The organism is Providencia sp. PROV269 (assembly GCF_028477785.1).
GTDB lineage: Bacteria > Pseudomonadota > Gammaproteobacteria > Enterobacterales > Enterobacteriaceae > Providencia > Providencia rettgeri.
Window position 1 is genome coordinate 1 of the sequence record NZ_JAMPLV010000010.1, and the last position, 23282, is coordinate 23282.

Consider the following 23282-nt stretch of genomic DNA (forward strand, 5'->3'; position numbering starts at 1 on the left):
GTTCTGTCGCTAGGCGTCGAAATGAAGACAGCGCGGGGAGCATACACTAAGTATGTGACCCGTGTGGCTGAATGAAGACAACAACGCGACAGGACGAAATATGAAGAGCATTTAGATGACGCGGGAAAACTGCCGCTGCCTCATCTGATTACGCAAATACACATCAAAACACATGCAAATATTACGAATAAGTAAACGTCCTTGTGGTGTCACTTTAATACCTTTATCTGTTATTTCAACCAGCCCATCTTCAGCCATTGGTTTCAGCAGTTCTAAATCTTCCTTAAAGTAAGATTTAAAATCTATCGGATATAACTCTTCGATTTGCGCGAAACTCAATTGGAAGTTACAGATTAAGGTTTTGATGACATCGCGGCGTAGACAATCATCATCAGTTAAAGCTAGTCCACGCCACAGCGCGTGACCTTGCTCTTCAACTTGCGCATAATAGGTTTTCAAATCTTTCTGATTTTGTGCGTAGTTATCACCTAACATACTGATCGCAGAAACTCCTAACCCCAGTAAATCACAATCTCCTTGGGTGGTGTAACCTTGAAAATTACGGTGCAGAATGCCTTCCCGTTGTGCCACGGCAAGTTCATCCTCAGGGCGTGCAAAGTGATCCATACCAATAAATTGATAACCATCTCTGGTGAGAGTCACAATTGTGTCTTGCAGAATATCGAGTTTTTGCTCCGCACTTGGTAAATCAGCGTCTTTAATTTTACGCTGCGCAGCAAATAAATTAGGTAAGTGCGCATAATTGAACACACTTAAACGATCTGGTGATAATTCAGCCACTTTCTTTAGGGTAAATGCAAAGCTTTCAGGTGTTTGTTTAGGTAAACCATAAATCAAATCAATACTTGTCGAGGTAAACCCCATCTCTTTGGCCCGTTTAATTAGGGCAAAAATAAAATCTTCGTCCTGTTCTCGGTTAACCAGTACCTGAACTTCTTTATTAAAATCTTGCACGCCCATGCTTAGGCGATTAAACCCTTCATGGCGTAAGTGGTCTATCATATCCAGTTCAATTTCACGCGGGTCGACTTCAATCGACATTTCCACATCATCCGCAAAATTAAAGTGTTTTTTCAATAAACCAACCAAATGGCTGACTTGAACTTTATCGAGATAAGTTGGAGTACCACCGCCCCAATGCATTTGCGTCACGATACGGTTTTTTAATAACGCTGCGCGCTGAATAATTTCTTTTTCAATTACTTGAAGATATTCATCGGCTTTATGTTTTTGGCGTGTCACTAATTTATTACAGCCACAGAAATAACAAAGTTTATGGCAAAAAGGAATATGAACATAGAGCGATAAGGGGCGATCAGGATAACGCTGCGTTGCTTGAACAAACGCATTCTCATCGTACTCTTGATTAAATTCCAAGGCGGTGGGGTACGAAGTATAACGTGGCCCTGAATAATTGTATTTTTGAATGAGAGAAAGATCCCAAACAATATTTTGCTCTGACATAACATTCCTCAATTGACCAAAAGCTCAAACTATAACGATGACTTCACTCTATTTAATTTGTTATTCGATGAGAGTGAAAATTTTATAACCTGCATAAGCATTATAGACTCTAAATATTTCGAGTTGCAGCTAGGCGACAAGTGAATGAGTCGCTAGGAGTATACATAAGTATATGACTAGTGCGAATGAACATAGTCAACAACGCTGCAGCTTTAAAATATGACGAGTATAAATATGTTAGAGAAAAGAGACTTGATGCAACATCAAAGAAAAGTGAGTTAGCAGAAAAAATAGCCAAATCCCCCGCTAGCGCGAGGGATCTTTTAAACGAAATTATTTACTTTTTAAGATGCGCATAATGTCATCAAGTTTTTCTTCGTCTTCTTCCTCTTCTTCTTCGCTATATTCAATACCGAGAATATTCATCAGCTCATCGATACGGTCTAAACAAGTATCAACATATTCTTGTTCTTGCGCCGTGATGGTTTCGCCATCTTCTAGGCGTGCCAAAATGCTATCTAAACGGTCATCGCTTTCCAGCATTTCCAGCTCTTTTTCTGGTGTCAGTTTTTCTTTAACAGCTGGCTGTTTTTTCTCAACCGCAGGTTTCGTGACCTGTTTTTCATCCACAATTAAAGGCACTGGTTTTTTGCTGCCTAAACGTGGGTCGGTTGAAGCGTTTTGCCCACCATTTTGCTTATTAGAAGCCTGTTCTACATAACGACTGCCAGACTTATGACCGCGATGTTTTTTCTCACGCTTACGCTCACGGCCTTCCGCATTTATCTCTTCTTTAGTTTTACGGTATTTTTTCTTTGGCTTCGCAGCCGTTTTTTTTGGTGCATTCATGGTCTGATACCTTGATAAAGTCAGTTTCTGCTGCGAAATCTAGCAGGATCCCATAAAGGGGGAAAGCACTAGTTTGCAATTTCAGCGAATTTTTTATTCCACCCTGCCTTCGCAACAGTACTTTAATGATTATACCTTAAATAATTTTTGTTGCATGCAAGCAACAAAAAGGAAGAGCCATATGAGGGGGTATTAATCTTCTAAATAGCTTTACCTACAGAAAATGATCACTTAGCCAATACTCTAAATAATTCAAGTTGTGGCTAGGCGTCAATCGAGGTTATCTCGGGGAGCATACATAAGTATGTGACCCGAGTAGCCGAGAGAAGACAGCAACGCCACAGCTTGAAGTATGACGAAGATTAATGCGCTAAATAGTTTGAGCTGTAGCAAGGCGGCAAGAATTGCTAATCCCTAGGAGCATACAAAAGTATGTGACTAGGGTTAGCAAACGCAGCCAACACCGCTACAGTTCAAAATATGAAGCACATTTTAGGCATCGACTAGGATCATTTTTAGCAAGAACATCGCCGCGACTAAAATCACACACAAACCCAGATCACGCCAGCGACCAGTACCAATTTTCATTGCACAGTAAGCAATAAAGCCCAACGCAATACCTTCAGTAATCGAGAAACTAAATGGCATCATCACTGCAGTAATAAATGCGGGTACAGACTCAGTTAAGTCATCCCATTTCACGCGAGTTAGGCTTGATGTCATCAGCACGCCCACGTAAATCAAGGCTCCCGCAGTTGCATAAGCAGGTACCATACCTGCAAGAGGTGAGATAAACATAGTCAATAGGAATAAAACACCAACGACGATCGCGGTTAAACCTGTACGCCCACCAACAGAAACACCTGAAGAACTTTCAATATATGCAGTGACTGAAGATGTTCCCATCGCTGAACCTGCGACAGAACTCAAGCTGTCTACATATAAAGCTTGTTTCATTCGAGGGAAAGTCCCGCGTTCATTGGTGATACCCGCTTTGTCAGTCACCCCAATCATGGTACCTGATGAGTCAAACAAATTGACTAGCATAAAGGCAAAAATCACACCGGATAACGCTAAATCTAAAGAACCAGAGAAATCAACCTGCCCCACGACACTCGTGATACTTGGCGGCATTGAGAATATCCCAGAATATTTTACATCTCCCAGAGCCAGACCAATCAAAGTGGTCACCGCAATAGAAACTAATACCGCGGCATGAATATTACGTGCCGCTAAGATGGCAATAATAAAGAACCCGAGAGCTCCCAGCCAAACATTATGGTGAGTCAAGTTACCGATAGAAACTAACGTGTCCGGGTTAGCCACAATAATGCCGGAGTTTTTCAGCCCCATCATCGCAATAAATAGGCCGATACCACTGGTGATCCCGACGCGAAGACTCAAAGGAATGTTAGCGATAATCCAATAACGTATGCGGAATAGTGTCAGAATAAATAAGCCGACAGCCCCCCAAAATACGGCGCCCATAGCAACTTCCCATGAATACCCCATCGCCCCTACAACAACAAAAGCAAAAAAGGCATTCAAGCCCATCGCGGGTGCAACAGCAATCGGTAAATTTGCCAGTAGCCCCATTAAAATGCTACCAATTGCCGCAATTAAACAGGTGGTCACAAACACGGCTTTGATGTCCATGCCTGCAACTGAGAGTATTTGAGGGTTAACAAAGACGATATATACCATCGTCAGGAAGGTGGTGAAGCCTGCAACAACTTCTGTCCGTGCTGTCGTGCCGTGCTCTTGCAATTTAAAAACACGCTGAAACAAGCCCTGCGGTTGTGCCGAGCTAGAAGATTGATTACTCATTAGATATTGCGCCCAAAAAAAGTTTTTTTCGCCCTATACTACAATTAAAAACCACAAAAGAAAACGATTGCGTAAACTGCAAGGAGCCAAAATGTCCTAACTAACTGATACGCCAAGATGAAATAATAAAAATAACCCAAAATAGTGGAGTGAAAAAATGGTGGGTATTTCACCACCACTTTTGATTTAGGAAAGTGCTAACAATTTTTGTCGACGCCAAAACAATAAACGATGTTTCGCAGCCAGTTTTTGGGGTTGATGCTGTGCACTGAGCTTTTTCGCCACTCTATTCGCAATAATTTCTACCGCAAAGCACATCACAAAATAAATAAATGCAACGAATAAGAAAACTTCGAGAGGATAAACCATTTCACGGTTGTTCACTTGGGTTGCTAAGAAAGAAAGCTCCGCAACACCAACAACATAGGCTAATGAGGTGTCTTTAATTAATGCTACCCACTGGTTAATAAATGACGGTACCATCATGCGTAAGGCTTGTGGTAACACGATATTCCATAATACCTGCCAGCGGCTAAACCCCAAGGATAAACCTGCCTGCCACTGCCCTGCCCCTATTGCTAAAATGCCCGCTTTCACAGCATGAGCCAAATATGCGGAGGTAATCAATGCCAATGCGCATACTACCGTTGCAATACCCGGAATTTCCATACCCAATAAGATTGGCAACAGGAAATAGGTCCAAAAAATCAACATAATGACGGGAATTGCACGAAAAAAGCCTAAAACTGCGGCGAACAGGTTAACCCAGAAGCCTCGTAGCATGGCTAAGGCTATTCCGCCCAATGTCCCTAATACAATGGAGGCCGCACCGGCAAGTAAGCTAATGACTAGCGTCAGCGCTGCGCCTTCAAGTGGTCCATCAGGGAAAGTACCGAATAATAAATATTGCCAGTTCTGCTCAATAACTGAAAAATCCATTTTATACCCCCTGAGCCAAATTACGCTGCTGGCGCCACTGGCCCCACCCCTCCATTACTGCAATAATAGCAATGTACAATACTGTCGCTACCCCAAAGGCAGTAAAGGTTTGCAGTGTCTGGCTATCAACCTGACGAGAGACATAAGACAGTTCTGCGACACCGATGGCCATCGTTAACGATGAGTTTTTCACCACATTCATATATTGGCCCAGTAGCGGAGGCATGGCGATTTTAACGGCTTGCGGTAATACCACTAATTTCATGGCCTGCCATGACGTTAATCCTAAAGCAAACGCGGCATATTTTTGCCCTTGGCGAACACCACGGATCCCAGCGCGAATTTCTTCGGCAATAAAAGGGACGGTATACAAGGTCAAACCAATAAAACCCGCTAAGAATTCAAATGACGGCCAACCCACGGTTATTCCAAATAAATGGATTTCATGGGGAGTATTTAGCCATTCCATTGCAGCAGAGGGTAAAATTTCACCGGAAGCAAAGTACCAAAAGAATAACTGCACCAACAAAGGCGTATTTCTAAAAATAGAAATGTAGATACTCACGGCCCAACGCACAGGAGCAATTTGACTATCCTTTGCTGATGCAACTATAAAACCCAATGCAGTGGCTGCAACAATGGTACAAATCGAGATCCAAACGGTGATCAAAAAACCGTAGCCAAACCATTCTAGATACTCGGGGGCCAATAAATGGGCAGACCAAAAATCACCACTCAAAAATTTTTCAAACATTGTTCACGACCTATTGCCTTCACAGCCTGTGATTAAAAACGCATCCCTTATAACCAAGAACCCCGCACAGAGTGCAGGGCTTCATATCACTGAATATTTACCGCTACCCGTTAAGACTGAGGTTGTTGCTCACTCAGTGGCGCAAATTTAAAGTCCCCGCGTGGCTGTGCAGCTTTAGTATCTGGGCCAAACCAACGGTTATAAATTACCTCGGCTTTACCGTCTTTCTCCAGTTTCAACAATGTTTCGTTGACGTTTTCAACCAAACGGGTTTCACCTTTGCTTGCTGCCAATGCTTGGTATTCTTTCGTCAGGCTAAATGGGGAAATCTCAAAATCTGCTTTCACTTTTTCAGGTAAATTACCTAATAAACCAACCAGTTTCGCATCATCTTGTGTGATAGCTTGGACGTTGCCATTACGCAGTGCAGCGAATGCTTGCGGGGTATCGTCATAAGAAATCACCTTTGTATCAGGGAAGCGTTCACGTAAAGTCACTTCCTGTACAGTGCCTTTATCTGCACCAATACGTAATGGTTTGATATCGTCAGGCGTTTTTAATACGCCTTTACGGGCAATAAATTTTTGGCCTGTCGCAAAATCAGGGATAGAAAAATCAACTTGTTTTGCGCGTTCATCTGTAATGGTGAAATTAGCGCCAATCAGATCAACTTTGCCCGAAGTCAGAAGTGGGATACGGTTTGCTGGGTTAGTGGGACGAAGCTCAAGTTTTACCCCTAAGCTATCTGCAATTTCTTGTGCGATATCCACATCATAGCCCGCTAATTTTTTAGTTTGTGGGTCAATAAAGCCAAATGGTGGATTGCTATCAAACACAGAAATGCGGATCACACCCGCTTGTTTGATATCATCTAATTTATCTGCGCTAGCGACATTCGCTGTCAGCGCTAAACCTGTAAGTAAAACAGTCGTTAGAATACGAGCTTTCATTGAACACCCCTGACGGTAAATTTTTGTAAATCGACCATCACACGCTATCAACTATTACTTAGCACTTGAAATAATATTAAATAATATATTTATAACCAAATGGAATATTAACGGAGACAAAAAAAAGCCACCTTGATAACAAGGTGCCCCAGACATGGTTAAACCATCAATAGACTCTTATCGAGCAAGAAGAAAGTCGGTAGAAGAGATTGAGACAAATGATTGGAGTTGTAGCTTAATACTCTAAATAGTTCGTGTTGTGGCTAGGCGGCAAGCAAGGATATATCGGGGAGCATACATCAGTATGTGACCCGAGTAGCCGAGCGAAGCCAACACCGCCACAGCACGAAATATGACGAGTATTCGAGTAATTATTTATTCGTTAACATCTTCTCAAGACTATCCCCACCCACATGACGGAAATCCTGCCCCTTCACATAGTAGAAAATAAACTCACAGATGTTTTGGCAACGGTCACCGATGCGCTCAATTGAACGAGCACAAAATAGTGCTGTTAATACACTTGGGATCGTTCGTGGGTCTTCCATCATGTAGGTCATCAATTGACGTACGATGCCCTCATACTCTTGGTCAACTTTCTCATCTTCACGGTAGATACGAATCGCTTCTTCAAGATCCATTCGAGCGAACGCATCTAATACATCATGTAGCATTTGTACTGTATGACGGCCTAATGATTCCAAACTCACTAACAAGGGCTGGTGTTGATGAGAAAATTTTTCCAATGCGGTTTGACAGATTTTGTCCGCAACATCACCGATTCTTTCCAGCTCAGCAATCGTTTTTGAAATCGCCATAATCAGGCGCAAATCACTCGCCGTTGGTTGGCGTTTCGCGATGATTTTAACGCATTCTTCATCAATGGCCACTTCCATCATATTGACTTTATGGTCATTTTCGATAACTTCACGTGCTAGGGCTTCATCCTGATTATGCATGGCCGTAATGGCTTTGGTAAGCTGCTCTTCGACCAGTCCTCCCATCGTCATTAATTCAGTATGGATATGTTCCAGTTCAGCATTGAACTGCCCCGATATATGTTTGTTGTGATTCAGCGTATCCATCGTCGGCTCCATATCAACCGTAGCGGCCAGTAATATAATCTTCAGTTTGCTTCATTTCTGGGGTAGTAAACATTTTGTCAGTATGGTTAAACTCGACTAACTCCCCTAAATACATGAAAGCCGTATAGTCAGAACAGCGTGCTGCTTGTTGCATATTGTGGGTAACAATCACCACGGTGTATTCTGATTTTAATTCACTAATCAGTTCTTCAATTCGACCAGTTGAAATAGGGTCTAGAGCGGAACAGGGTTCATCTAGCAATAAAACCTCAGGGCGAATAGCAATACCACGAGCAATACAGAGACGCTGTTGCTGGCCACCCGACAAGCTATAACCACTTTGGTGTAACTTATCTTTGGTTTCATTCCATAATGCCGCCTTTGTTAACGCCCACTGCACGCGCTCATCCATTTCCACACGGGATAACTTCTCAAATAAACGCACACCAAATGCAATGTTGTCATAAATAGACATCGGGAATGGTGTTGGTTTTTGGAAAACCATTCCGACTTTTGCGCGCAATAACGCAATATCTTGTTTATCAGTCAGGATGTTTTGGCCATCCAGTAAAATTTCACCTTCTGCTCGCTGCTCGCCATACAATTCATACATTTTATTGAAGGTGCGTAATAACGTCGATTTACCACAGCCTGATGGGCCGATAAATGCAGTCACTTTATTTTTTTCAATGTCTAAAGAGATATTTTTCAGTGCGTGAAACTTGCCATAATAGAAGTTGAGGTCACGTACTTTAATTTTACTATTTGCAATATCGTTTGCATTAATCATGGTTTGCTTTTCTCTCTAAATCTTTATTTATCTGGCGCTTAGTGTTTTTTCTGTGCGAAAACAACACGTGCAATGATGTTAATCAGCAGGACACATAAGGTAATTAACAGAACCCCAGCCCATGCAAGCTCTTGCCATTCAGAGAATGGGCTCATTGCAAATTTGAAGATTGTCACTGGTAAGTTGGCAATTGGCTCGCTCATATCTGTACTCCAGAACTGATTTGACAGTGAAGTAAACAGAAGCGGTGCGGTTTCCCCAGCAATACGTGCAATTGCAAGCAAGATCCCAGTGATAATCCCTGACACAGACGCTTTTAGCGTAATAGATAAAATCATTTTCCATTTTGGTGTGCCAAGTGCATAAGCGGCTTCACGCAAGCTATCCGGAACTAATTTCAACATATTTTCAGTAGTTCGAATAACAATCGGAATTTGCAGCAATGCAAGCGCCACGACCCCAGCCCAACCCGAGAAGTGCTGCATTTGAGCAACCACAATGGTGTACACAAACAACCCCACAACGATAGATGGAGCTGATAATAAAATGTCATTAATAAAGCGGGTGACTGAAGCTAACCATGACTTACGCCCATATTCAGCTAAATAAATTCCCGCTAAAATCCCTAAAGGCGTACCGATAACTGTCGCCCATAAGATTAATAAGCCACTACCTACGATGGCATTTGCCAACCCGCCACCTTCCGTATTAGGTGGTGGAGTCATTTCAGTAAACAGATTGAGGGACATGCCATCAATCCCTTTAGTGACTGTAGAAAATAAAATCCACACTAACCAGAACAAGCCGAAAGCCATAGTTAACATCGAGACAAGTAGTGCCATTCTGTTAACTTGGCGACGCCACGCTTGACGACGAGCTCGTTCTTTTTCATTCACTGCGATAGGTTGAGATATCGACATTTTAACGGCCCTCATTTTTCGCAAGACGCATGACCATTAACTTGGAAATCGCTAACACAATAAAAGTGATAACAAACAGGATCAGTCCAAGTTCCATCAAGGCCGAGGTATGTAAGCCGCTCTCAGCTTCCGCAAATTCATTTGCCAGTGCTGAGGTAATACTGTTTCCAGGCATAAACAGTGATGCGCTATCAAGTTGGTAAGTATTACCAATCACGAAAGTAACCGCCATGGTTTCACCCAGTGCACGGCCAAGACCTAACATCACTCCACCGATTACCCCATTGCGGGTATACGGCAGCACGATATTCCAAATCACTTCCCATGTTGTACAGCCAATCCCGTAGGCTGACTCTTTCATCATCACAGGAGTTTGTTCAAATACATCGCGCATCACTGACGCAATATAGGGAATAATCATAATCGCGAGGATAATCCCCGCTGCTAAAATACCGATTCCGAATGCAGGCCCTGAAAATAGTTCACCGACAATCGGCACACTCGACATCACATTACCAACTGGTTCTTGGAAATACTCTGCAAACAAAGGTGCAAAGACAAATAACCCCCACATCCCATAAACGATACTTGGGATAGCAGCAAGGAGTTCAATCGCGATACCAAGCGGACGTTTTAGCCAATTGGGAGCCAGCTCGGTTAGGAATAGTGCTATACCAAAACTAACGGGTACTGCGATAATCAGAGCAATTAACGATGTAACGATAGTGCCATAAATAGGCACAAGAGCACCGAATTCTTCCGCCGGAGCATCCCACTCTTTGGTCCACAAAAACGAAAACCCAAACTTCTGCATACTTGGCCAAGATGCAAAAATAAGGGAAATAATAATGCCTCCGAGCATTAACAAAGTGATGAGCGCGGCAATCTTTACCAGTGCACTAAAAATCACATCACCTGATTTGCTGGGAGCTCTAAATGCCGTTGTTTTCTCGGCCATGCGCTTTGTTCTCATTTCATTCCTGCTCTTTTCTACAGGATTGCGTTACAACGATGAGCGGGTAAGCTCTGTTCCTCAGCACTTACCCGCCATTTCCAACCCTAAGTGCACTTAGAAAACCTAAGTTCACCTAGAATAATGCTTTACCTTGGCTATCTTTAACTTCTGTTTTCCATGCTGCACGTACTGCGGTCACGACTTCTTGAGGTAAAATTGCGTAATCTAGTGCTTCCGCTTGTTTACCACCTTTATCATAAGCCCAGTTGAAGAAATCAAGAACCGCTTTGCTTTTTTCCGCATTCTCTTGCTGCTTGTGAACTAAGATGAATGTGGTTGAGGTTATCGGCCATGCATTCGCACCATCACGGTTTGTTAAATCTTGAGCAAAAGATTTAGACCAGTCCACTTTCTTCGCTGCTGCGCTGAAGCTTTCACCCGTTGGTGAAACCGCTTCGCCATCAGCGGAGATTAATTTAGTATACGCAAGGTTGTTCTGTTTTGCGTATGCATATTCAACATAACCGATAGAACCTGGTAGACGCTGTACGAAAGCTGCAACGCCATCATTCCCTTTACCACCTACGCTATTTTTCGGCCAGTTAACGGTAGAGCCCGCACCAACGTCTGATTTCCAGCTTGCGCTTACTTTAGCAAGGTAGCTCGTGAATACGAACGTAGTACCCGAACCGTCAGAACGTCTAACGACCGCGATAGCTTGGTCTGGTAAACTCACATTTGGATTCAATTTAGCGATTGCTGGGTCATTCCATTTAGTGATTTTACCTAAATAGATATCACCTAATGTGTTGCCATCTAAAGTCAATTGCCCTGACTCAATACCTTTTACATTTACAGCCAGTACCACACCACCGATAACCGTAGGGAACTGGAATAAGCCATCTTCTTTGAGTTTTTCATCAGTTAATGGGGCGTCAGAAGCTCCGAAATCAACTGTTTTTGCATTAATTTGTTTGACACCACCAGAAGAACCAATCCCCTGATAGTTTACTTTATTACCTGTTTCTTTCTGATAAGAATCTGCCCACTTCGCATAAACAGGAGCAGGAAAGGTCGCGCCAGCTCCGGTCAGGCTGGTAGCAGCAAAAGAAGACATTGCAGTCAGAGATAAAGTTGCTGCCATTACGCTTGCTAAGGTGGTACGCGTCATTTTCATAATCCCTCCGGGGATGTATAGAAACAATCAAGTATAAAATTGTTGGGTGTATGTCACGGTAGGAAAAATAGGACAATTTAGTTACGACAACATGTCGTTTTTATGACAATTTTATGACAATTGCTGATTTTTTCACTGGCGAGAAAACAAAAACGAAGAAAAATACAATTTTACAACTTAAAATTCAATTAGTTATAAAAACAAAATTTCGAAACTAATATCAAAAAGAAAAATGACAGACTGTCATAAAAGCGAAAAATATTTTTATCCTGCAACTATAAAGTAATACTCAAAACAATTTGTGTTGCAGCTAGGCGGCAAGTGAGGATATCTCGGGGGAGCATACACAAGTATGTGACCCGAGTAGCCGAACGCAGCCAACAACGCTGCGGCGTAAAGTGTGAAGAGTAGGAGGATAGCTCTAAATAGTTCAAGCTGTAGGTAGGCGCCAAAACAGATAGCCTCTTTTCCTACTTGATACAAATAATACTCAAAACAATTTGTGTTGCAGCTAGGCGGCAAGCGAGGATATCTCGGGGGAGCATACACAAGTATGTGACCCGAGTAGCCGAACGCAGCCAACAACGCTGCCGCGCAAAGTGTGAAGAGTATTTAGTCTTCTTTCTCTTTAAGAGGAAGCAAAGCCCTAATAGCAAACCCGCCACGCTCACTTTTATGAATCTCAATGCTCCCTTCGTGAGCATCAACAATTCGACGAATAATCGCTAGACCTAACCCTGTTCCTTTGTTGCTACGGGCTTTTTCACCTTGCACAAATGGCTGGAACAGGCGGTGAATATCTTCTTCTTTGATACCTGCGCCATCGTCTTCAACTTGGAACCAAACTGAGTCTTCCGTTTTACCACTACTGACCTTGATCCAGCCATTACCATAGCGGTATGCATTAACTATCATGTTCGTAATAGCGCGTTTGATCGCTAATGGGTTACCATTAACAATCATTGAGCCGGGCTCAAGTGCGGTTTCAATTTCACCGATGACATTGCTTTCTGAGTTCACCGCGTCCATTAAAATAGCGTTAAGGTCACAGAATTCCATATCCATTTCTTGACCTGTTTTCAGGTAGGACATGAATTGACCGATAATCGCATCACACTCTTCAATATCTTTATTAATTGATTCCGCCAGATAGCTATCTTCTGGGCTCATCATCTCTGTTGCTAAACGAATACGGGTTAAAGGTGTTCTTAGGTCATGGCTTACCCCTGCCATTAAGACAGTTCGATCATTTTCTAAGGTTTTAATCCCTGCTGCCATGTGGTTAAAAGAACGGATGGCGGCCCTAACCTCGGTGGCGCCTTTTTCTTGCATTGGGGGCAAAATTACCCCTTTACCAACTTCACCTGCATGATACTCCAATTCAAGCAACGGCTTGTTTTGGTAGCGTATATACAACCATACCCCGGCAAAAATGGTGAGAAAAATCGTTAAGGTATAGCGAAAAACCAGGGAAAACTGATTTTGACCAATTTCAGTCAGAGGAACTCGCACCCAGATATCAGGTGCGAGATAAGACGTTAGCCATAGAATGGGATACTCTCGGCCTAGTTCGAGATGAACACTCGCCTTGCCACCAATATATTCGGACATATGTTCGCTTAGAAAATCATACTCTTTTGCCCAGTTCAGCCCTTCTTCCATTGCCGCTGAATGTGCATAAAAGGTAATCCCTAATTCATTGTAGATTTTCTTACGCAACGCGGGAGATACCCGCACTGAGGTTCCATCTTGTAGAACCATTTTCTCTGTCATTAATGTTCTTACTTCGTATGCCAATACCTTATTGAATTGTTGTAAGCTAGGCATCACAACAAAATTCAACACGACCATATAACTGGTTACGAGGCTCGCAAACAGTAAGGCTACAAATAAAAATAACGAGCGAGAAAATGTACTACGCCTTGAAAACCTCAGTCGCTTCATGCTTTACTTCCATCCGGAACAAACACATAGCCCAAGCCCCAAACCGTCTGAATATAACGAGGATGTGCTGGGTCTTCTTCAACCATACGACGCAAACGTGAGATTTGAACATCAATAGAACGTTCCATCGCACTGTATTCACGGCCTCGCGCTAAGCTCATTAACTTATCACGAGACAACGGTTCCCTTGGATAAGAAACCAACACTTTTAACACCGCGAATTCGCCGCTGGTTAATGGCATATTTTCATCACCTTGGAACATTTCTCGTGTTCCAAGATTTAATTTAAATTTACCGAAAGTAATTATTGCATCATCTTGAGATGGCGCACCCGGTAATTCGTTAGCTTGACGACGTAATACCGCACGGATACGAGCTAGCAATTCCCGTGGATTAAAAGGTTTTGGAATATAGTCATCTGCACCGATTTCTAAGCCAACGATACGATCAACTTCTTCACCTTTCGCTGTCACCATAATAATAGGAATTGGGTTATTTTGACTACGTAAGCGGCGGCAAATCGATAGGCCATCTTCACCCGGTAGCATTAAATCTAAGACGATCAAATGAATAGATTCCCTTGTCAGGATTCTGTCCATCTGTTCAGCGTTTGCAGCACTCCTTACCTGAAAACCCTGCTCAGTGAGGTAACGTTCCAGCAGTGCACGTAAACGCATATCATCATCGACGACAAGAACCTTATAACTTTCCTGCATTTTGTAGCCCTCAAGATGTGCATCTTTCAAATTATTTTTTTAATGAATGTAAGTAAAACAATATTAATGCTCACTAATTTACCACTAACGTAGGATTTAATGAATCATTTTACTCTTCAGGTAGTTAGTGGGTGGTAGCTTATTTCTAACACAAAATAAGTCACCTGCCCTCCTGGCGTATTTACTGTTATTTCATCATCAACCTGTTTGCCTATCAAGGCTCGTGCTACCGGAGAGTCTATTGAAATCCATTGTTTTGTAGGGTTGAACTCATCAGCACCGACGATACGGAATATTCTGATATTTTCATTTTCATCTTCTAGTTTAACCCATGCGCCAAAAAAGACACGGCCTTCTTGGCGGGGATCTGGCTCGATAATCCTTAATTGATCCAATCTTTTGGATAAAAAACGGATGCGCCTATCAATCTCACGCAACCTTTTTTTACCATAAATATATTCTGCATTTTCTGAGCGATCCCCTTGAGCAGCGGCCTCTGAAACAGATTGAGTAACCCGAGGGCGTTCTTCCTTCCACAGGTACTTCAGCTCTTTATCTAATGCATCCCAACCTTCACGTGTAATTAAAAGACTTTTAGTCATAACCTTCAGATTTTAGCCAGTGGAGCCATAATTATAATATTTTATAGAACATAATCTGAGACTTTCCTACCAATAGGCTCAAATTCAGTCTGGAAATTCTCTTTCTCACCAAGTATAACAGTGCAGTAAATTTTTTAACTGTTCTTTCAGTAGGTATTTAAATTCGACATGAATGAAACTCTAAGCCAAATTATTGCAGCGGAACTGCAAGCCCAGCCGAAACAGGTTTTTTCTGCCATCACGCTGTTAGATGAAGGAAATACTGTCCCGTTTATTGCGCGTTATCGTAAAGAAGTTACCGGTGGGTTGGACGATACTCAGCTTCGCCAGCTAGAAAGCCGTTTAGGGTACTTGCGCGAATTAAATGACCGTAAACAGACCATTCTTAAGTCGATAGAAGAGCAAGGTAAATTGACACCTGAGCTTGCCTCCGCTATTGACACTACGCTCAATAAAACCGAACTTGAAGACCTGTATCTTCCGTATAAACCGAAACGTCGCACCCGTGGGCAAATTGCCATCGAAGCAGGACTTGAGCCTTTAGCTGACACCCTGTGGAATGACCCTAACCAGTCACCTGATGAACTCGCAAAAACCTATATCGATGCAGACAAAGGTGTTGCTGATGTCAAAGCCGCTTTAGATGGCGCTCGCTATATCCTTATGGAACGCTTCGCCGAAGATGCGGCTCTTTTAGCGAAAGTTCGCGACTATATTTGGAAAAATGCCCATCTTGTTTCTGTTGTTGCAGAAGGTAAGCAAGAAGAAGGGGTAAAATTTAGCGACTATTTTGAACATCACGAACCTGTTGCTCAGGTTCCTTCTCATCGAGCTCTTGCGATGTTCCGTGGTCGTAACGAAGGAATTCTACAGCTTTCATTAAACTGTGATCCTCAGTTCGATGAACCACCAAAAGAAAGTTACTGCGAAGAAATTATCACCCGCCACTTAGATATTCGTTTAAACAATGCTCCGGCTGACCAATGGCGTAAAGCGGTGATCAGTTGGACATGGCGTGTCAAAGTATTACTGCACTTGGAAACAGAAGTGATGAGCTCACTGCGTGAAAAGGCCGAAGAAGAAGCCATTAACGTATTTGCTCGTAACCTCAGTGATTTACTGATGGCAGCACCTGCAGGAATGCGTGCCACCATGGGCTTAGACCCAGGCCTGCGGACTGGCGTGAAAGTCGCTGTCGTGGATGCGACAGGAAAATTAATTGCGACCGATACGATTTATCCGCATACCGGGCAAGCTGCCAAAGCGGCAACCATCGTCGCAGCACTTTGCCAAAAACACAATGTCGAATTAGTAGCGATAGGTAACGGGACCGCTTCTCGCGAAACGGAACGTTTCTTTGCTGAAGTACAAAAACAGTACCCAGAAGTAACGGCACAGAAAGTGATTGTTAGCGAAGCTGGCGCTTCTGTTTATTCCGCTTCTGAACTTGCAGCGCTGGAATTTCCAAGCTTAGATGTGTCTTTACGTGGTGCCGTATCAATTGCCCGCCGCCTACAAGACCCGTTGGCTGAATTGGTGAAAATTGACCCTAAATCCATTGGGGTTGGCCAATATCAGCATGATGTCAGCCAGACGCAATTAGCGCGTAAGCTCGATGCGGTCGTCGAAGACTGTGTAAACTCCGTTGGTGTTGACTTAAATACCGCTTCTGTTGCCTTACTGACTCGGGTTGCCGGTTTAAGCAAAATGATTGCGCAAAACGTGGTGGACTGGCGCGACCAAAATGGCCAGTTTAGCGATAGAAAACAGTTACTCAAAGTTGCGCGTCTTGGGCCAAAAGCTTTTGAACAATGTGCAGGCTTCTTACGTATCACCAATGGTGAAAACCCATTAGATGCCTCTACTGTTCACCCTGAAGCTTATCCAATTGTCGAAAAAATTCTTGAGTCTGTCCGCCAGCCACTCAAAGAAATTATGGGTAATTCACAGGTACTTAATGCCTTGAGCCCACGCGACTTCACCACGGAACAATTTGGGGTTCCAACCGTCACTGACATCATTAAAGAGCTGGAAAAACCGGGCCGTGACCCACGTCCTGAGTTTAAAACAGCGACCTTCGCGGAAGGCGTAGAAACCATGAAGGACCTGACTCCTGGCATGATTTTAGAAGGTGCGGTTACCAATGTGACTAACTTCGGTGCCTTTGTAGATATTGGTGTTCACCAAGACGGTTTAGTTCATATTTCTTCACTTTCAAATAGTTATGTCGAAGACCCACACAAAGTGGTAAAAGCCGGTGACATTGTAAAAGTCAAAGTGTTAGATGTGGATATTGCGCGCAAACGTATTGCGTTAACGATGCGTTTAGATGAGCAAGCCGGTGATTCTAACAGTGCACCTCGCCGTGCTGCCCCAGAACAGGACAAAAATACACGTAAGGCTCCTCAATCAAGAGGTAATTCACGCCAAAACAACGCATCTTCTGGTAATAGTGCCATGAGTGATGCCCTTGCTGCTGCATTTGGCAAGAAGCGCTAACTTTTTAATAGGCATCGCAATGTACTTATTGTGATGCCTATATCAAAAAATAATCGCTGTAATTAATTATCCCAACCAATATATTGAACATTATTCCACCCTCTCCCCCGCGTTTACTCCGCCATTACTTTTGCTAACGAAACACCGCAAACTCAATGCTTCGTTGATCCACATCAAGTCAAACTGACGAAAAAAGAGGCTAAATATAACAAAAAGTGGATGATTATGATTCTCATTGTTAATTAGATTTATTTTTGTTTGGCAGTCTTATTACCTGAGCAATTGTAATCTTTAACAATTGTCATCGATATCATTATGAATTAAATGATTAGGAAGACACTATGGCAATACTTCCTCAATGCAGTTACAAAATACTTGGTTTCTCTCCAGAAATCAGTCCTGCATACCGACAAAAACTACTCTCACTCGGTTTACTTCCGGGTTCTGTCTTTAAAGTGGTGCGCTTGGCGCCTTTTGGTGATCCTGTACAAATAGAAACTCACCGTGTCAGCTTAGTGCTGCGTAAAAAGGATCTTGCCCTACTCAATCTAGATGAAGCGACCACCGTTTAAGTATTTCTTTTTTATTATTGGCAAACACTATGAAACGATTAACTATCGGCTTAATTGGTAACCCCAATGCAGGCAAAACGACCCTATTTAACCAACTTACAGGGTCAAGGCAGCGGGTCGGTAACTGGGCAGGGGTCACTGTTGAACGAAAAGTGGGTCGCTTCCATACCGATGACCATAAAATCGAGCTTGTTGACCTACCCGGCACTTACTCTTTGACCACCATTTCTGAACAAACCTCTCTCGACGAACAAATCGCCTGCTACTTTATTTTAAGTGGTGAGGCCGACATGCTCATTAATGTTGTCGATGCATCCAATTTAGAGCGTAACCTCTATCTGACATTACAATTAGTTGAGTTAGGCGTTCCATGTATTGTTGCCTTGAATATGTTGGATATCGCTCAAAGCCAACATATTGATATTAATATTACTGAATTAGAAAAACAGCTCGGTTGCCCTGTGATCCCAATGGTTTCAACTCGAGCAACTGGTATCGATAAACTGAAAAAAGCCATTGATACACATCCACAAAATAGCCAACAAGCCCTTGTGGAATATCCACCCCAGTTATTGCAGGCAGTGGATTCGTTATCTGAACAAATTTCAACACAACAATTTAGCCATCAGCAACGCCGCTGGTTAGCATTACAAATTCTCGAAGGAGATATTTATAGCCGCCAACGCGCAGAAATATCTGAAGGGCAATTACTGGCGATACGCCAAACACTGAAAGAAGGCTTAAACGAAGAGCCTGAACTACTCATCGCTGACGCACGTTATCAATCTATTGCCACAATTTGTCATGCCGCGATTAACAATAGCGCCGCTGAACCAAATCGACTAACACAATCACTGGATAGATTTATTCTGAGCCGTTGGCTCGGTGTCCCTATTTTCTTATTTGTGATGTACCTGATGTTTGTCTTAGCCATTAACATTGGTGGGGCATTGCAGCCTTTCTTTGAAGGTGCTTCTGAGGCGATATTTATTCATGGTATTCAGTGGGTTGGTGCCTATTTCAGCTTCCCTGATTGGCTCACTATTTTCCTTGCCCAAGGTGTCGGCGGTGGTATTAATACAGTATTACCGTTAGTACCACAAATCGGGATGATGTACCTGTTTCTTTCAATACTGGAAGACTCGGGTTATATGGCACGAGCCGCTTTCGTGATGGACCGCCTCATGCAGGCGCTAGGTTTACCAGGTAAATCCTTCGTACCGTTGATTGTCGGCTTTGGCTGTAACGTACCATCAATTATGGGTGCACGCACGCTAGATGCACCACGTGAAAGGCTCATTACTGTACTAATGGCACCGTTTATGTCTTGTGGTGCAAGGCTGGCCATTTTCGCTGTTTTTGCTGCCGCTTTCTTTGGCAAAAATGGGGCTAGTGTGGTCTTTTCTCTCTATATTTTAGGGATTGTTGTCGCCATTTTGACAGGGTTATTACTAAAACATACCCTTATGCGTGGCGAGGCCTCTCCGTTTATTATGGAGCTTCCGGTTTACCATGTACCGCACATCAAAACATTGCTGATTCAAACATGGCAACGCCTAAAAGGCTTTGTGGTACGAGCGGGTAAAGTTATCGTCGTTGCCAGTATCTTTATTGGTGCATTAAATAGTTTCTCTTTCTCTGGTAAGCCTGTTGATAATATTAATGACTCTGCACTCGCTTCTGTCAGTAAAGTCATTACCCCTGCGTTACAGCCGATTGGTGTGCATGCAGATAATTGGCAAGCGACCGTGGGGTTAATTACCGGGGCGATGGCTAAAGAAGTCGTCGTGGGGACTTTAAATACTCTGTATACCGCTGAAGCCATTACTTCTGAGCCATTCGATGCAGAATCATTCAATTTATGGGAAGAACTGGGAGATGCGGTTTCTGAAACTTGGGACAGCTTAAAAGAAACTTTTACCTTAAGTGCGCTATCAAACCCTATCGAAGCCAGTAAAGGTGATGGAGAGATGGAGTCCGGTTCAATGGGCACTATGGCAGCGAAATTTGGTTCAGGCATTGCTGCCTATAGCTACCTAATCTTCGTCTTACTGTATGTGCCTTGCGTCTCGGTGATGGGTGCTATCGCACGTGAAACCAATAAAAGTTGGATGAGTTTCTCCATTCTGTGGGGCTTGAATGTGGCTTATAGCCTCGCGGCTCTGTTTTACCAAGTTGCCACATTCAGCGAGCACCCACAAAGCAGTTTGATTACCATTGCTGCGGTTGTCCTGTTCAACCTTGCCTTGTTCATATTCTTACGCCGCATGCGTAGCCGCGTAACCCTGAACATCAAAAGCAAAACTGCAGAGCAATGTTCTGGCTGTTCAAGTGATGCTTGCCACTAAGGAATAAAACGATGACTAGCTTGCTGCAAATAAGAGATTTAATCGCCTTATATGGGCAAGCTGACATCGCGCTACTCAGTGAGCAGCTAAATACACCGGTTCCATTAATTCAAGCGATGGTTGAGAAACTCATCAGCTTAGAAAAAATTGAACAAGTCGATATCAACGCTTGTTTAACGGGCAGTAGTTGTAAAGGCTGCCCAGAAAGCACTGATTGCGCTCATTTTGTGTATAAAATCAAATAATAGGCACACCATAAAAAAATCAGCCATGAGTTAGGCTGATTTTTTTATTTATTCCTCGATACGACTTTGAAAATCCAACAGGTATTCGCAAAACTCATCAGGATGGGAAATAAAGGGTGCATGGGCACTATTGCGCATAATGACAGATGGGGAATTAGGGTAAAGCTCATCTAAAATGGGCACTATTTTGCGCGGTACCAAGCCATCGAGATAACCATAAATGCGCAAGAAAGGAATGGGTAACTGTTTTAATTCATCGCGCAAATCTTCGGTACGCAATGATTCAAGCCCGGCATTTAACGTTTCAACCGTTGGGATAGGTTGTTCAAGTACCACGGACTTCAAGGTTCTAGCATCATTTCTTGCGCTTTCTGTCCCTAATGTCTGCAATGCTAAAAAACGCTCAACGGTACGATGAAAATCAGCCGAAAGTTGCTGTTCGAAACCTAATAAAATTTCCGGTCGGATCCCCGCCCAACCGTTTTCTTCTGCTTTAAAGCATGGAGAAGAAGCAACGGTAATTAACCCTTTGACTTCATAAGGATGGTCAAGCGCAACACGACTTGCAACTAGCCCACCAAGTGACCAACCGAGCCAAATCGCGTTTTTAGGCGCTTGTTCCCACAAAATATTTGCCATTGATTGAATATTCATAGGAAGGAAACCTTGGCTACGCCCATAACCTGGCAGGTCAACTAAATGAACCCGAAAGTGCGAAGCGATTCGCGGAATAATTGTTTGCCAGACTTGTGCGTTCAGTCCCCATCCGTGCAGCAACACAAGATCTTGTTTACCTTCACCAACGGTCTGCCAATATAACTTTGCCATCGTTACACTCTCTTCATTCATTTATTTGTCAATTCGTTTTAACGGGACGCTACTATGCTAACAATGGAGGGGGGCTGCTGGCTATGTCACCAATCACTAAAATTAACTCATCAGGGTGTTTGTCATTTTTGCCTCAAAGGACTACCTAAAATGCCAACCTGCTGTTTACGCTGCGCTTTACCCTGTGAGCAGCCTACCATGGAGTGCGGACGTTGCCTAAAAAACCCTCCCGCATGGCAGAGAATTATCACAGTAACCCCGTACCAAGGCGCTTTACGCTTGTTAATCCATCGTTTTAAATTTCAAAAACAATCTCAACTTGCTTTTACTCTAGCACGAATTTTTGCGTTATTTTGGCTCACGGGTTACCGCCAACAAAAATGGCAAAAACCGGACTTAATCATCACCATTCCACTGCATCGCCGCCGTCTGTGGTGGAGAGGATTTGACCATATGGCATTAATAGGCGAAAATTTATCCAGATGGTTAAATATCCCCTATTCGCAAAATTCATTATCACGTAGTCGTGCTACACTGGCACAGATTACACTAAAACGTGAGTATCGCCGAAATAACCTAAAGGGAGCATTTACCTTAAACAACTCGGTTTCAAACCTACATGTTGCTGTTCTTGATGATGTTATTACAACAGGTTCCACCATGAATACCGCAGCACAATTGTTGATTTGTGCGGGTGTACATACTGTTGATGCATGGTCACTGTGTCGCACCTTGTAGGAAAGGGGTAAATGGGCGTATTATAACCAACTAAAGCAGTCAACTATTATTGAGCAAATGATTATGATTAATATTACTGAAGCAGCACAGGCTCATTTTGCCAAATTGTTGGAAAATCAAGAGCCAGGAACTCAAATCCGTGTTTTTGTTATCAACCCAGGCACACCAACCGCAGAGTGCGGTGTGTCATACTGCCCTCCGGGTGCCGTTGAAGCAACAGATAAAGAACTAAAGTTCGAGAAATTATCTGCTTATGTTGATGAAATTAGCGCGCCATTCTTAGATGATGCCGAGATTGACTTCGTTACCGACCAACTGGGCTCACAACTGACGTTAAAAGCACCAAACGCCAAAATGCGTAAGGTCTCTGATGACGCACCATTAATTGAACGTGTTGAGTATGTTTTACAGTCACAAATTAACCCACAACTTGCCAGCCACGGTGGCCGTGTTTCCCTGATGGAAATCACCGATGAAGGCTTTGCAATTCTGCAATTTGGTGGCGGCTGTAACGGTTGTTCAATGGTTGATGTCACTCTTAAAGAAGGTATCGAAAAAGAACTTCTCAAAATGTTTGAAGGTGAGCTAAAAGGCGTTAAAGACCTGACTGAACACCAACGTGGCGAGCACTCTTTCTACTAATCAATACCACGAGTATTTGGCACTTGGTTTTTTACGGGTGCCTCTCATTTAACCTTTTATCGGTTGTTACCTACTGTATTTGGTATTTTATGGACCATTTTGAAACACTAACACCAGAGCAAGCTTACCAACATTGGGTGGACGGTACTGCCATACTGGTAGATGTACGAGACCCACAAAGTTTCCGCGCAGGCCATGCTAGTGGGGCCTATCACCTCACCAATGAGTCACTAAGCCAATTTCTAGAACAAACGGATTACGAACAACCAGTTATGGTGATGTGTTACCATGGGCACAGTAGCCAAGGCGCTGCACAATATCTGATCAACATTGGCTTTGAATCTGTATACAGCATCAATGGTGGATTTGAAGCATGGTTAAGGGAATATCCACAAGCCGTTACGGCTCTCTAGATGA

Annotated in this window: 22 protein-coding genes; 7 read left to right on the top strand and 15 right to left on the bottom strand. The window is 43.1% G+C overall.

The window, feature by feature from the left end; all coding sequences use genetic code 11:
* Positions 1-111: 111 nt before the first annotated feature.
* The 14 genes from hemN to greB form a co-directional block, all read right to left on the bottom strand.
* On the bottom strand, positions 112-1485 hold the full coding sequence (hemN, locus tag PR683_RS13850) for an oxygen-independent coproporphyrinogen III oxidase (RefSeq protein ID WP_115166384.1): 1374 nt from the start codon (positions 1483-1485) through the stop codon (positions 112-114).
* A 333-nt stretch (positions 1486-1818) separates the two neighbouring features.
* Positions 1819-2334 carry a Der GTPase-activating protein YihI gene (gene yihI, locus PR683_RS13855; protein WP_004266113.1) on the bottom strand — a complete coding sequence of 172 codons (516 nt, stop codon included), beginning with the start codon at positions 2332-2334 and terminating at the stop codon, positions 1819-1821.
* Positions 2335-2826: 492 nt separating this feature from the next.
* Positions 2827-4161: an NCS2 family permease gene (locus PR683_RS13860; RefSeq protein ID WP_004266114.1), complete on the bottom strand. Its 1335-nt coding sequence runs from the start codon at positions 4159-4161 to the stop codon at positions 2827-2829.
* Positions 4162-4347: 186 nt separating this feature from the next.
* On the bottom strand, positions 4348-5100 hold the full coding sequence (locus tag PR683_RS13865) for an amino acid ABC transporter permease (RefSeq protein ID WP_004266115.1): 753 nt from the start codon (positions 5098-5100) through the stop codon (positions 4348-4350).
* A 1-nt stretch (position 5101) separates the two neighbouring features.
* Positions 5102-5854 carry an amino acid ABC transporter permease gene (locus PR683_RS13870; RefSeq protein ID WP_004266116.1) on the bottom strand — a complete coding sequence of 251 codons (753 nt, stop codon included), beginning with the start codon at positions 5852-5854 and terminating at the stop codon, positions 5102-5104.
* Between the two features lie 110 nt (positions 5855-5964).
* Positions 5965-6804: an ABC transporter substrate-binding protein gene (locus tag PR683_RS13875; RefSeq protein ID WP_004266117.1), complete on the bottom strand. Its 840-nt coding sequence runs from the start codon at positions 6802-6804 to the stop codon at positions 5965-5967.
* 371 nt (positions 6805-7175) lie between these two features.
* Positions 7176-7889: a phosphate signaling complex protein PhoU gene (gene phoU / locus PR683_RS13880; protein ID WP_036958602.1), complete on the bottom strand. Its 714-nt coding sequence runs from the start codon at positions 7887-7889 to the stop codon at positions 7176-7178.
* 13 nt (positions 7890-7902) lie between these two features.
* The gene (pstB, locus tag PR683_RS13885) at positions 7903-8679 is read right to left on the bottom strand and encodes a phosphate ABC transporter ATP-binding protein PstB (RefSeq protein ID WP_004262838.1); all 777 of its coding nucleotides are present in this window, start codon (positions 8677-8679) and stop codon (positions 7903-7905) included.
* A 38-nt stretch (positions 8680-8717) separates the two neighbouring features.
* On the bottom strand, positions 8718-9599 hold the full coding sequence (pstA, locus tag PR683_RS13890) for a phosphate ABC transporter permease PstA (protein ID WP_004266119.1): 882 nt from the start codon (positions 9597-9599) through the stop codon (positions 8718-8720).
* A gap of 1 nt (position 9600) precedes the next feature.
* Positions 9601-10557 carry a phosphate ABC transporter permease PstC gene (pstC, locus tag PR683_RS13895; protein ID WP_004262847.1) on the bottom strand — a complete coding sequence of 319 codons (957 nt, stop codon included), beginning with the start codon at positions 10555-10557 and terminating at the stop codon, positions 9601-9603.
* Positions 10558-10687: 130 nt separating this feature from the next.
* Complete coding sequence (gene pstS / locus PR683_RS13900; RefSeq protein ID WP_272581821.1) at positions 10688-11731, bottom strand: phosphate ABC transporter substrate-binding protein PstS; 1044 nt, start codon at positions 11729-11731, stop codon at positions 10688-10690.
* Positions 11732-12343: 612 nt separating this feature from the next.
* Entirely contained in the window at positions 12344-13675 is a 1332-nt protein-coding gene (gene envZ, locus PR683_RS13905) for a two-component system sensor histidine kinase EnvZ (RefSeq protein WP_004266121.1), read from the bottom strand.
* Positions 13672-14391, bottom strand: coding sequence for an osmolarity response regulator transcription factor OmpR (ompR, locus tag PR683_RS13910; RefSeq protein ID WP_004266122.1), 720 nt, complete (start codon positions 14389-14391; stop codon positions 13672-13674). The genes envZ and ompR overlap by 4 nt, the downstream gene beginning before the upstream one ends.
* A 116-nt stretch (positions 14392-14507) precedes the next feature.
* Positions 14508-14993, bottom strand: a complete 486-nt coding sequence (gene greB / locus PR683_RS13915; protein ID WP_109912392.1) for a transcription elongation factor GreB — start codon at positions 14991-14993, stop codon at positions 14508-14510.
* Between the two features lie 168 nt (positions 14994-15161).
* Here greB and PR683_RS13920 point away from each other — a divergent pair, with 168 nt between their 5' ends.
* The 4 genes from PR683_RS13920 to PR683_RS13935 all read left to right on the top strand — a co-directional run bounded on the left by PR683_RS13920 (position 15162) and on the right by PR683_RS13935 (position 20657).
* Positions 15162-17492 (top strand): Tex family protein, encoded by a 2331-nt coding sequence (locus tag PR683_RS13920; RefSeq protein WP_209102359.1) that lies wholly within the window; start codon positions 15162-15164, stop codon positions 17490-17492.
* Positions 17493-17833: 341 nt separating this feature from the next.
* Positions 17834-18064 carry a ferrous iron transporter A gene (gene feoA, locus PR683_RS13925; protein ID WP_004266125.1) on the top strand — a complete coding sequence of 77 codons (231 nt, stop codon included), beginning with the start codon at positions 17834-17836 and terminating at the stop codon, positions 18062-18064.
* Positions 18065-18093: 29 nt separating this feature from the next.
* Complete coding sequence (gene feoB / locus PR683_RS13930; RefSeq protein ID WP_110731470.1) at positions 18094-20412, top strand: Fe(2+) transporter permease subunit FeoB; 2319 nt, start codon at positions 18094-18096, stop codon at positions 20410-20412.
* Positions 20413-20423: 11 nt separating this feature from the next.
* Complete coding sequence (locus PR683_RS13935) at positions 20424-20657, top strand: FeoC-like transcriptional regulator (RefSeq protein WP_109912389.1); 234 nt, start codon at positions 20424-20426, stop codon at positions 20655-20657.
* 48 nt (positions 20658-20705) lie between these two features.
* On the opposite strand, the gene bioH is transcribed toward PR683_RS13935, so the two are convergent.
* Positions 20706-21485, bottom strand: a complete 780-nt coding sequence (gene bioH / locus PR683_RS13940; protein ID WP_272571615.1) for a pimeloyl-ACP methyl ester esterase BioH — start codon at positions 21483-21485, stop codon at positions 20706-20708.
* 54 nt (positions 21486-21539) lie between these two features.
* Here bioH and PR683_RS13945 point away from each other — a divergent pair, with 54 nt between their 5' ends.
* The 3 genes from PR683_RS13945 (at position 21540) to glpE (ending at position 23278) form a co-directional block, all read left to right on the top strand.
* Positions 21540-22223: a hypothetical protein gene (locus tag PR683_RS13945; RefSeq protein WP_042851463.1), complete on the top strand. Its 684-nt coding sequence runs from the start codon at positions 21540-21542 to the stop codon at positions 22221-22223.
* A gap of 63 nt (positions 22224-22286) precedes the next feature.
* A complete protein-coding gene (gene nfuA / locus PR683_RS13950) occupies positions 22287-22865 on the top strand; it encodes a Fe-S biogenesis protein NfuA (protein WP_004266130.1) in 579 nt (192 codons plus the stop codon).
* 89 nt (positions 22866-22954) lie between these two features.
* Complete coding sequence (glpE, locus tag PR683_RS13955; RefSeq protein ID WP_004266131.1) at positions 22955-23278, top strand: thiosulfate sulfurtransferase GlpE; 324 nt, start codon at positions 22955-22957, stop codon at positions 23276-23278.
* Positions 23279-23282: the final 4 nt, after the last annotated feature.

What these genes read in the sequence shown, in the direction of transcription:
- hemN (WP_115166384.1), bottom strand. Translation starts at nt 1,485, where the DNA reads ATGTCAGAGCAAAATATTGTTTGGGATCTTTCTCTCATTCAAAAATAC.
- yihI (WP_004266113.1), bottom strand. Translation starts at nt 2,334, where the DNA reads ATGAATGCACCAAAAAAAACGGCTGCGAAGCCAAAGAAAAAATACCGT.
- PR683_RS13860 (WP_004266114.1), bottom strand. Translation starts at nt 4,161, where the DNA reads ATGAGTAATCAATCTTCTAGCTCGGCACAACCGCAGGGCTTGTTTCAG.
- PR683_RS13865 (WP_004266115.1), bottom strand. Translation starts at nt 5,100, where the DNA reads ATGGATTTTTCAGTTATTGAGCAGAACTGGCAATATTTATTATTCGGT.
- PR683_RS13870 (WP_004266116.1), bottom strand. Translation starts at nt 5,854, where the DNA reads ATGTTTGAAAAATTTTTGAGTGGTGATTTTTGGTCTGCCCATTTATTG.
- PR683_RS13875 (WP_004266117.1), bottom strand. Translation starts at nt 6,804, where the DNA reads ATGAAAGCTCGTATTCTAACGACTGTTTTACTTACAGGTTTAGCGCTG.
- phoU (WP_036958602.1), bottom strand. Translation starts at nt 7,889, where the DNA reads ATGGATACGCTGAATCACAACAAACATATATCGGGGCAGTTCAATGCT.
- pstB (WP_004262838.1), bottom strand. Translation starts at nt 8,679, where the DNA reads ATGATTAATGCAAACGATATTGCAAATAGTAAAATTAAAGTACGTGAC.
- pstA (WP_004266119.1), bottom strand. Translation starts at nt 9,599, where the DNA reads ATGTCGATATCTCAACCTATCGCAGTGAATGAAAAAGAACGAGCTCGT.
- pstC (WP_004262847.1), bottom strand. Translation starts at nt 10,557, where the DNA reads ATGGCCGAGAAAACAACGGCATTTAGAGCTCCCAGCAAATCAGGTGAT.
- pstS (WP_272581821.1), bottom strand. Translation starts at nt 11,731, where the DNA reads ATGAAAATGACGCGTACCACCTTAGCAAGCGTAATGGCAGCAACTTTA.
- envZ (WP_004266121.1), bottom strand. Translation starts at nt 13,675, where the DNA reads ATGAAGCGACTGAGGTTTTCAAGGCGTAGTACATTTTCTCGCTCGTTA.
- ompR (WP_004266122.1), bottom strand. Translation starts at nt 14,391, where the DNA reads ATGCAGGAAAGTTATAAGGTTCTTGTCGTCGATGATGATATGCGTTTA.
- greB (WP_109912392.1), bottom strand. Translation starts at nt 14,993, where the DNA reads ATGACTAAAAGTCTTTTAATTACACGTGAAGGTTGGGATGCATTAGAT.
- PR683_RS13920 (WP_209102359.1), top strand. Translation starts at nt 15,162, where the DNA reads ATGAATGAAACTCTAAGCCAAATTATTGCAGCGGAACTGCAAGCCCAG.
- feoA (WP_004266125.1), top strand. Translation starts at nt 17,834, where the DNA reads ATGGCAATACTTCCTCAATGCAGTTACAAAATACTTGGTTTCTCTCCA.
- feoB (WP_110731470.1), top strand. Translation starts at nt 18,094, where the DNA reads ATGAAACGATTAACTATCGGCTTAATTGGTAACCCCAATGCAGGCAAA.
- PR683_RS13935 (WP_109912389.1), top strand. Translation starts at nt 20,424, where the DNA reads ATGACTAGCTTGCTGCAAATAAGAGATTTAATCGCCTTATATGGGCAA.
- bioH (WP_272571615.1), bottom strand. Translation starts at nt 21,485, where the DNA reads ATGGCAAAGTTATATTGGCAGACCGTTGGTGAAGGTAAACAAGATCTT.
- PR683_RS13945 (WP_042851463.1), top strand. Translation starts at nt 21,540, where the DNA reads ATGCTAACAATGGAGGGGGGCTGCTGGCTATGTCACCAATCACTAAAA.
- nfuA (WP_004266130.1), top strand. Translation starts at nt 22,287, where the DNA reads ATGATTAATATTACTGAAGCAGCACAGGCTCATTTTGCCAAATTGTTG.
- glpE (WP_004266131.1), top strand. Translation starts at nt 22,955, where the DNA reads ATGGACCATTTTGAAACACTAACACCAGAGCAAGCTTACCAACATTGG.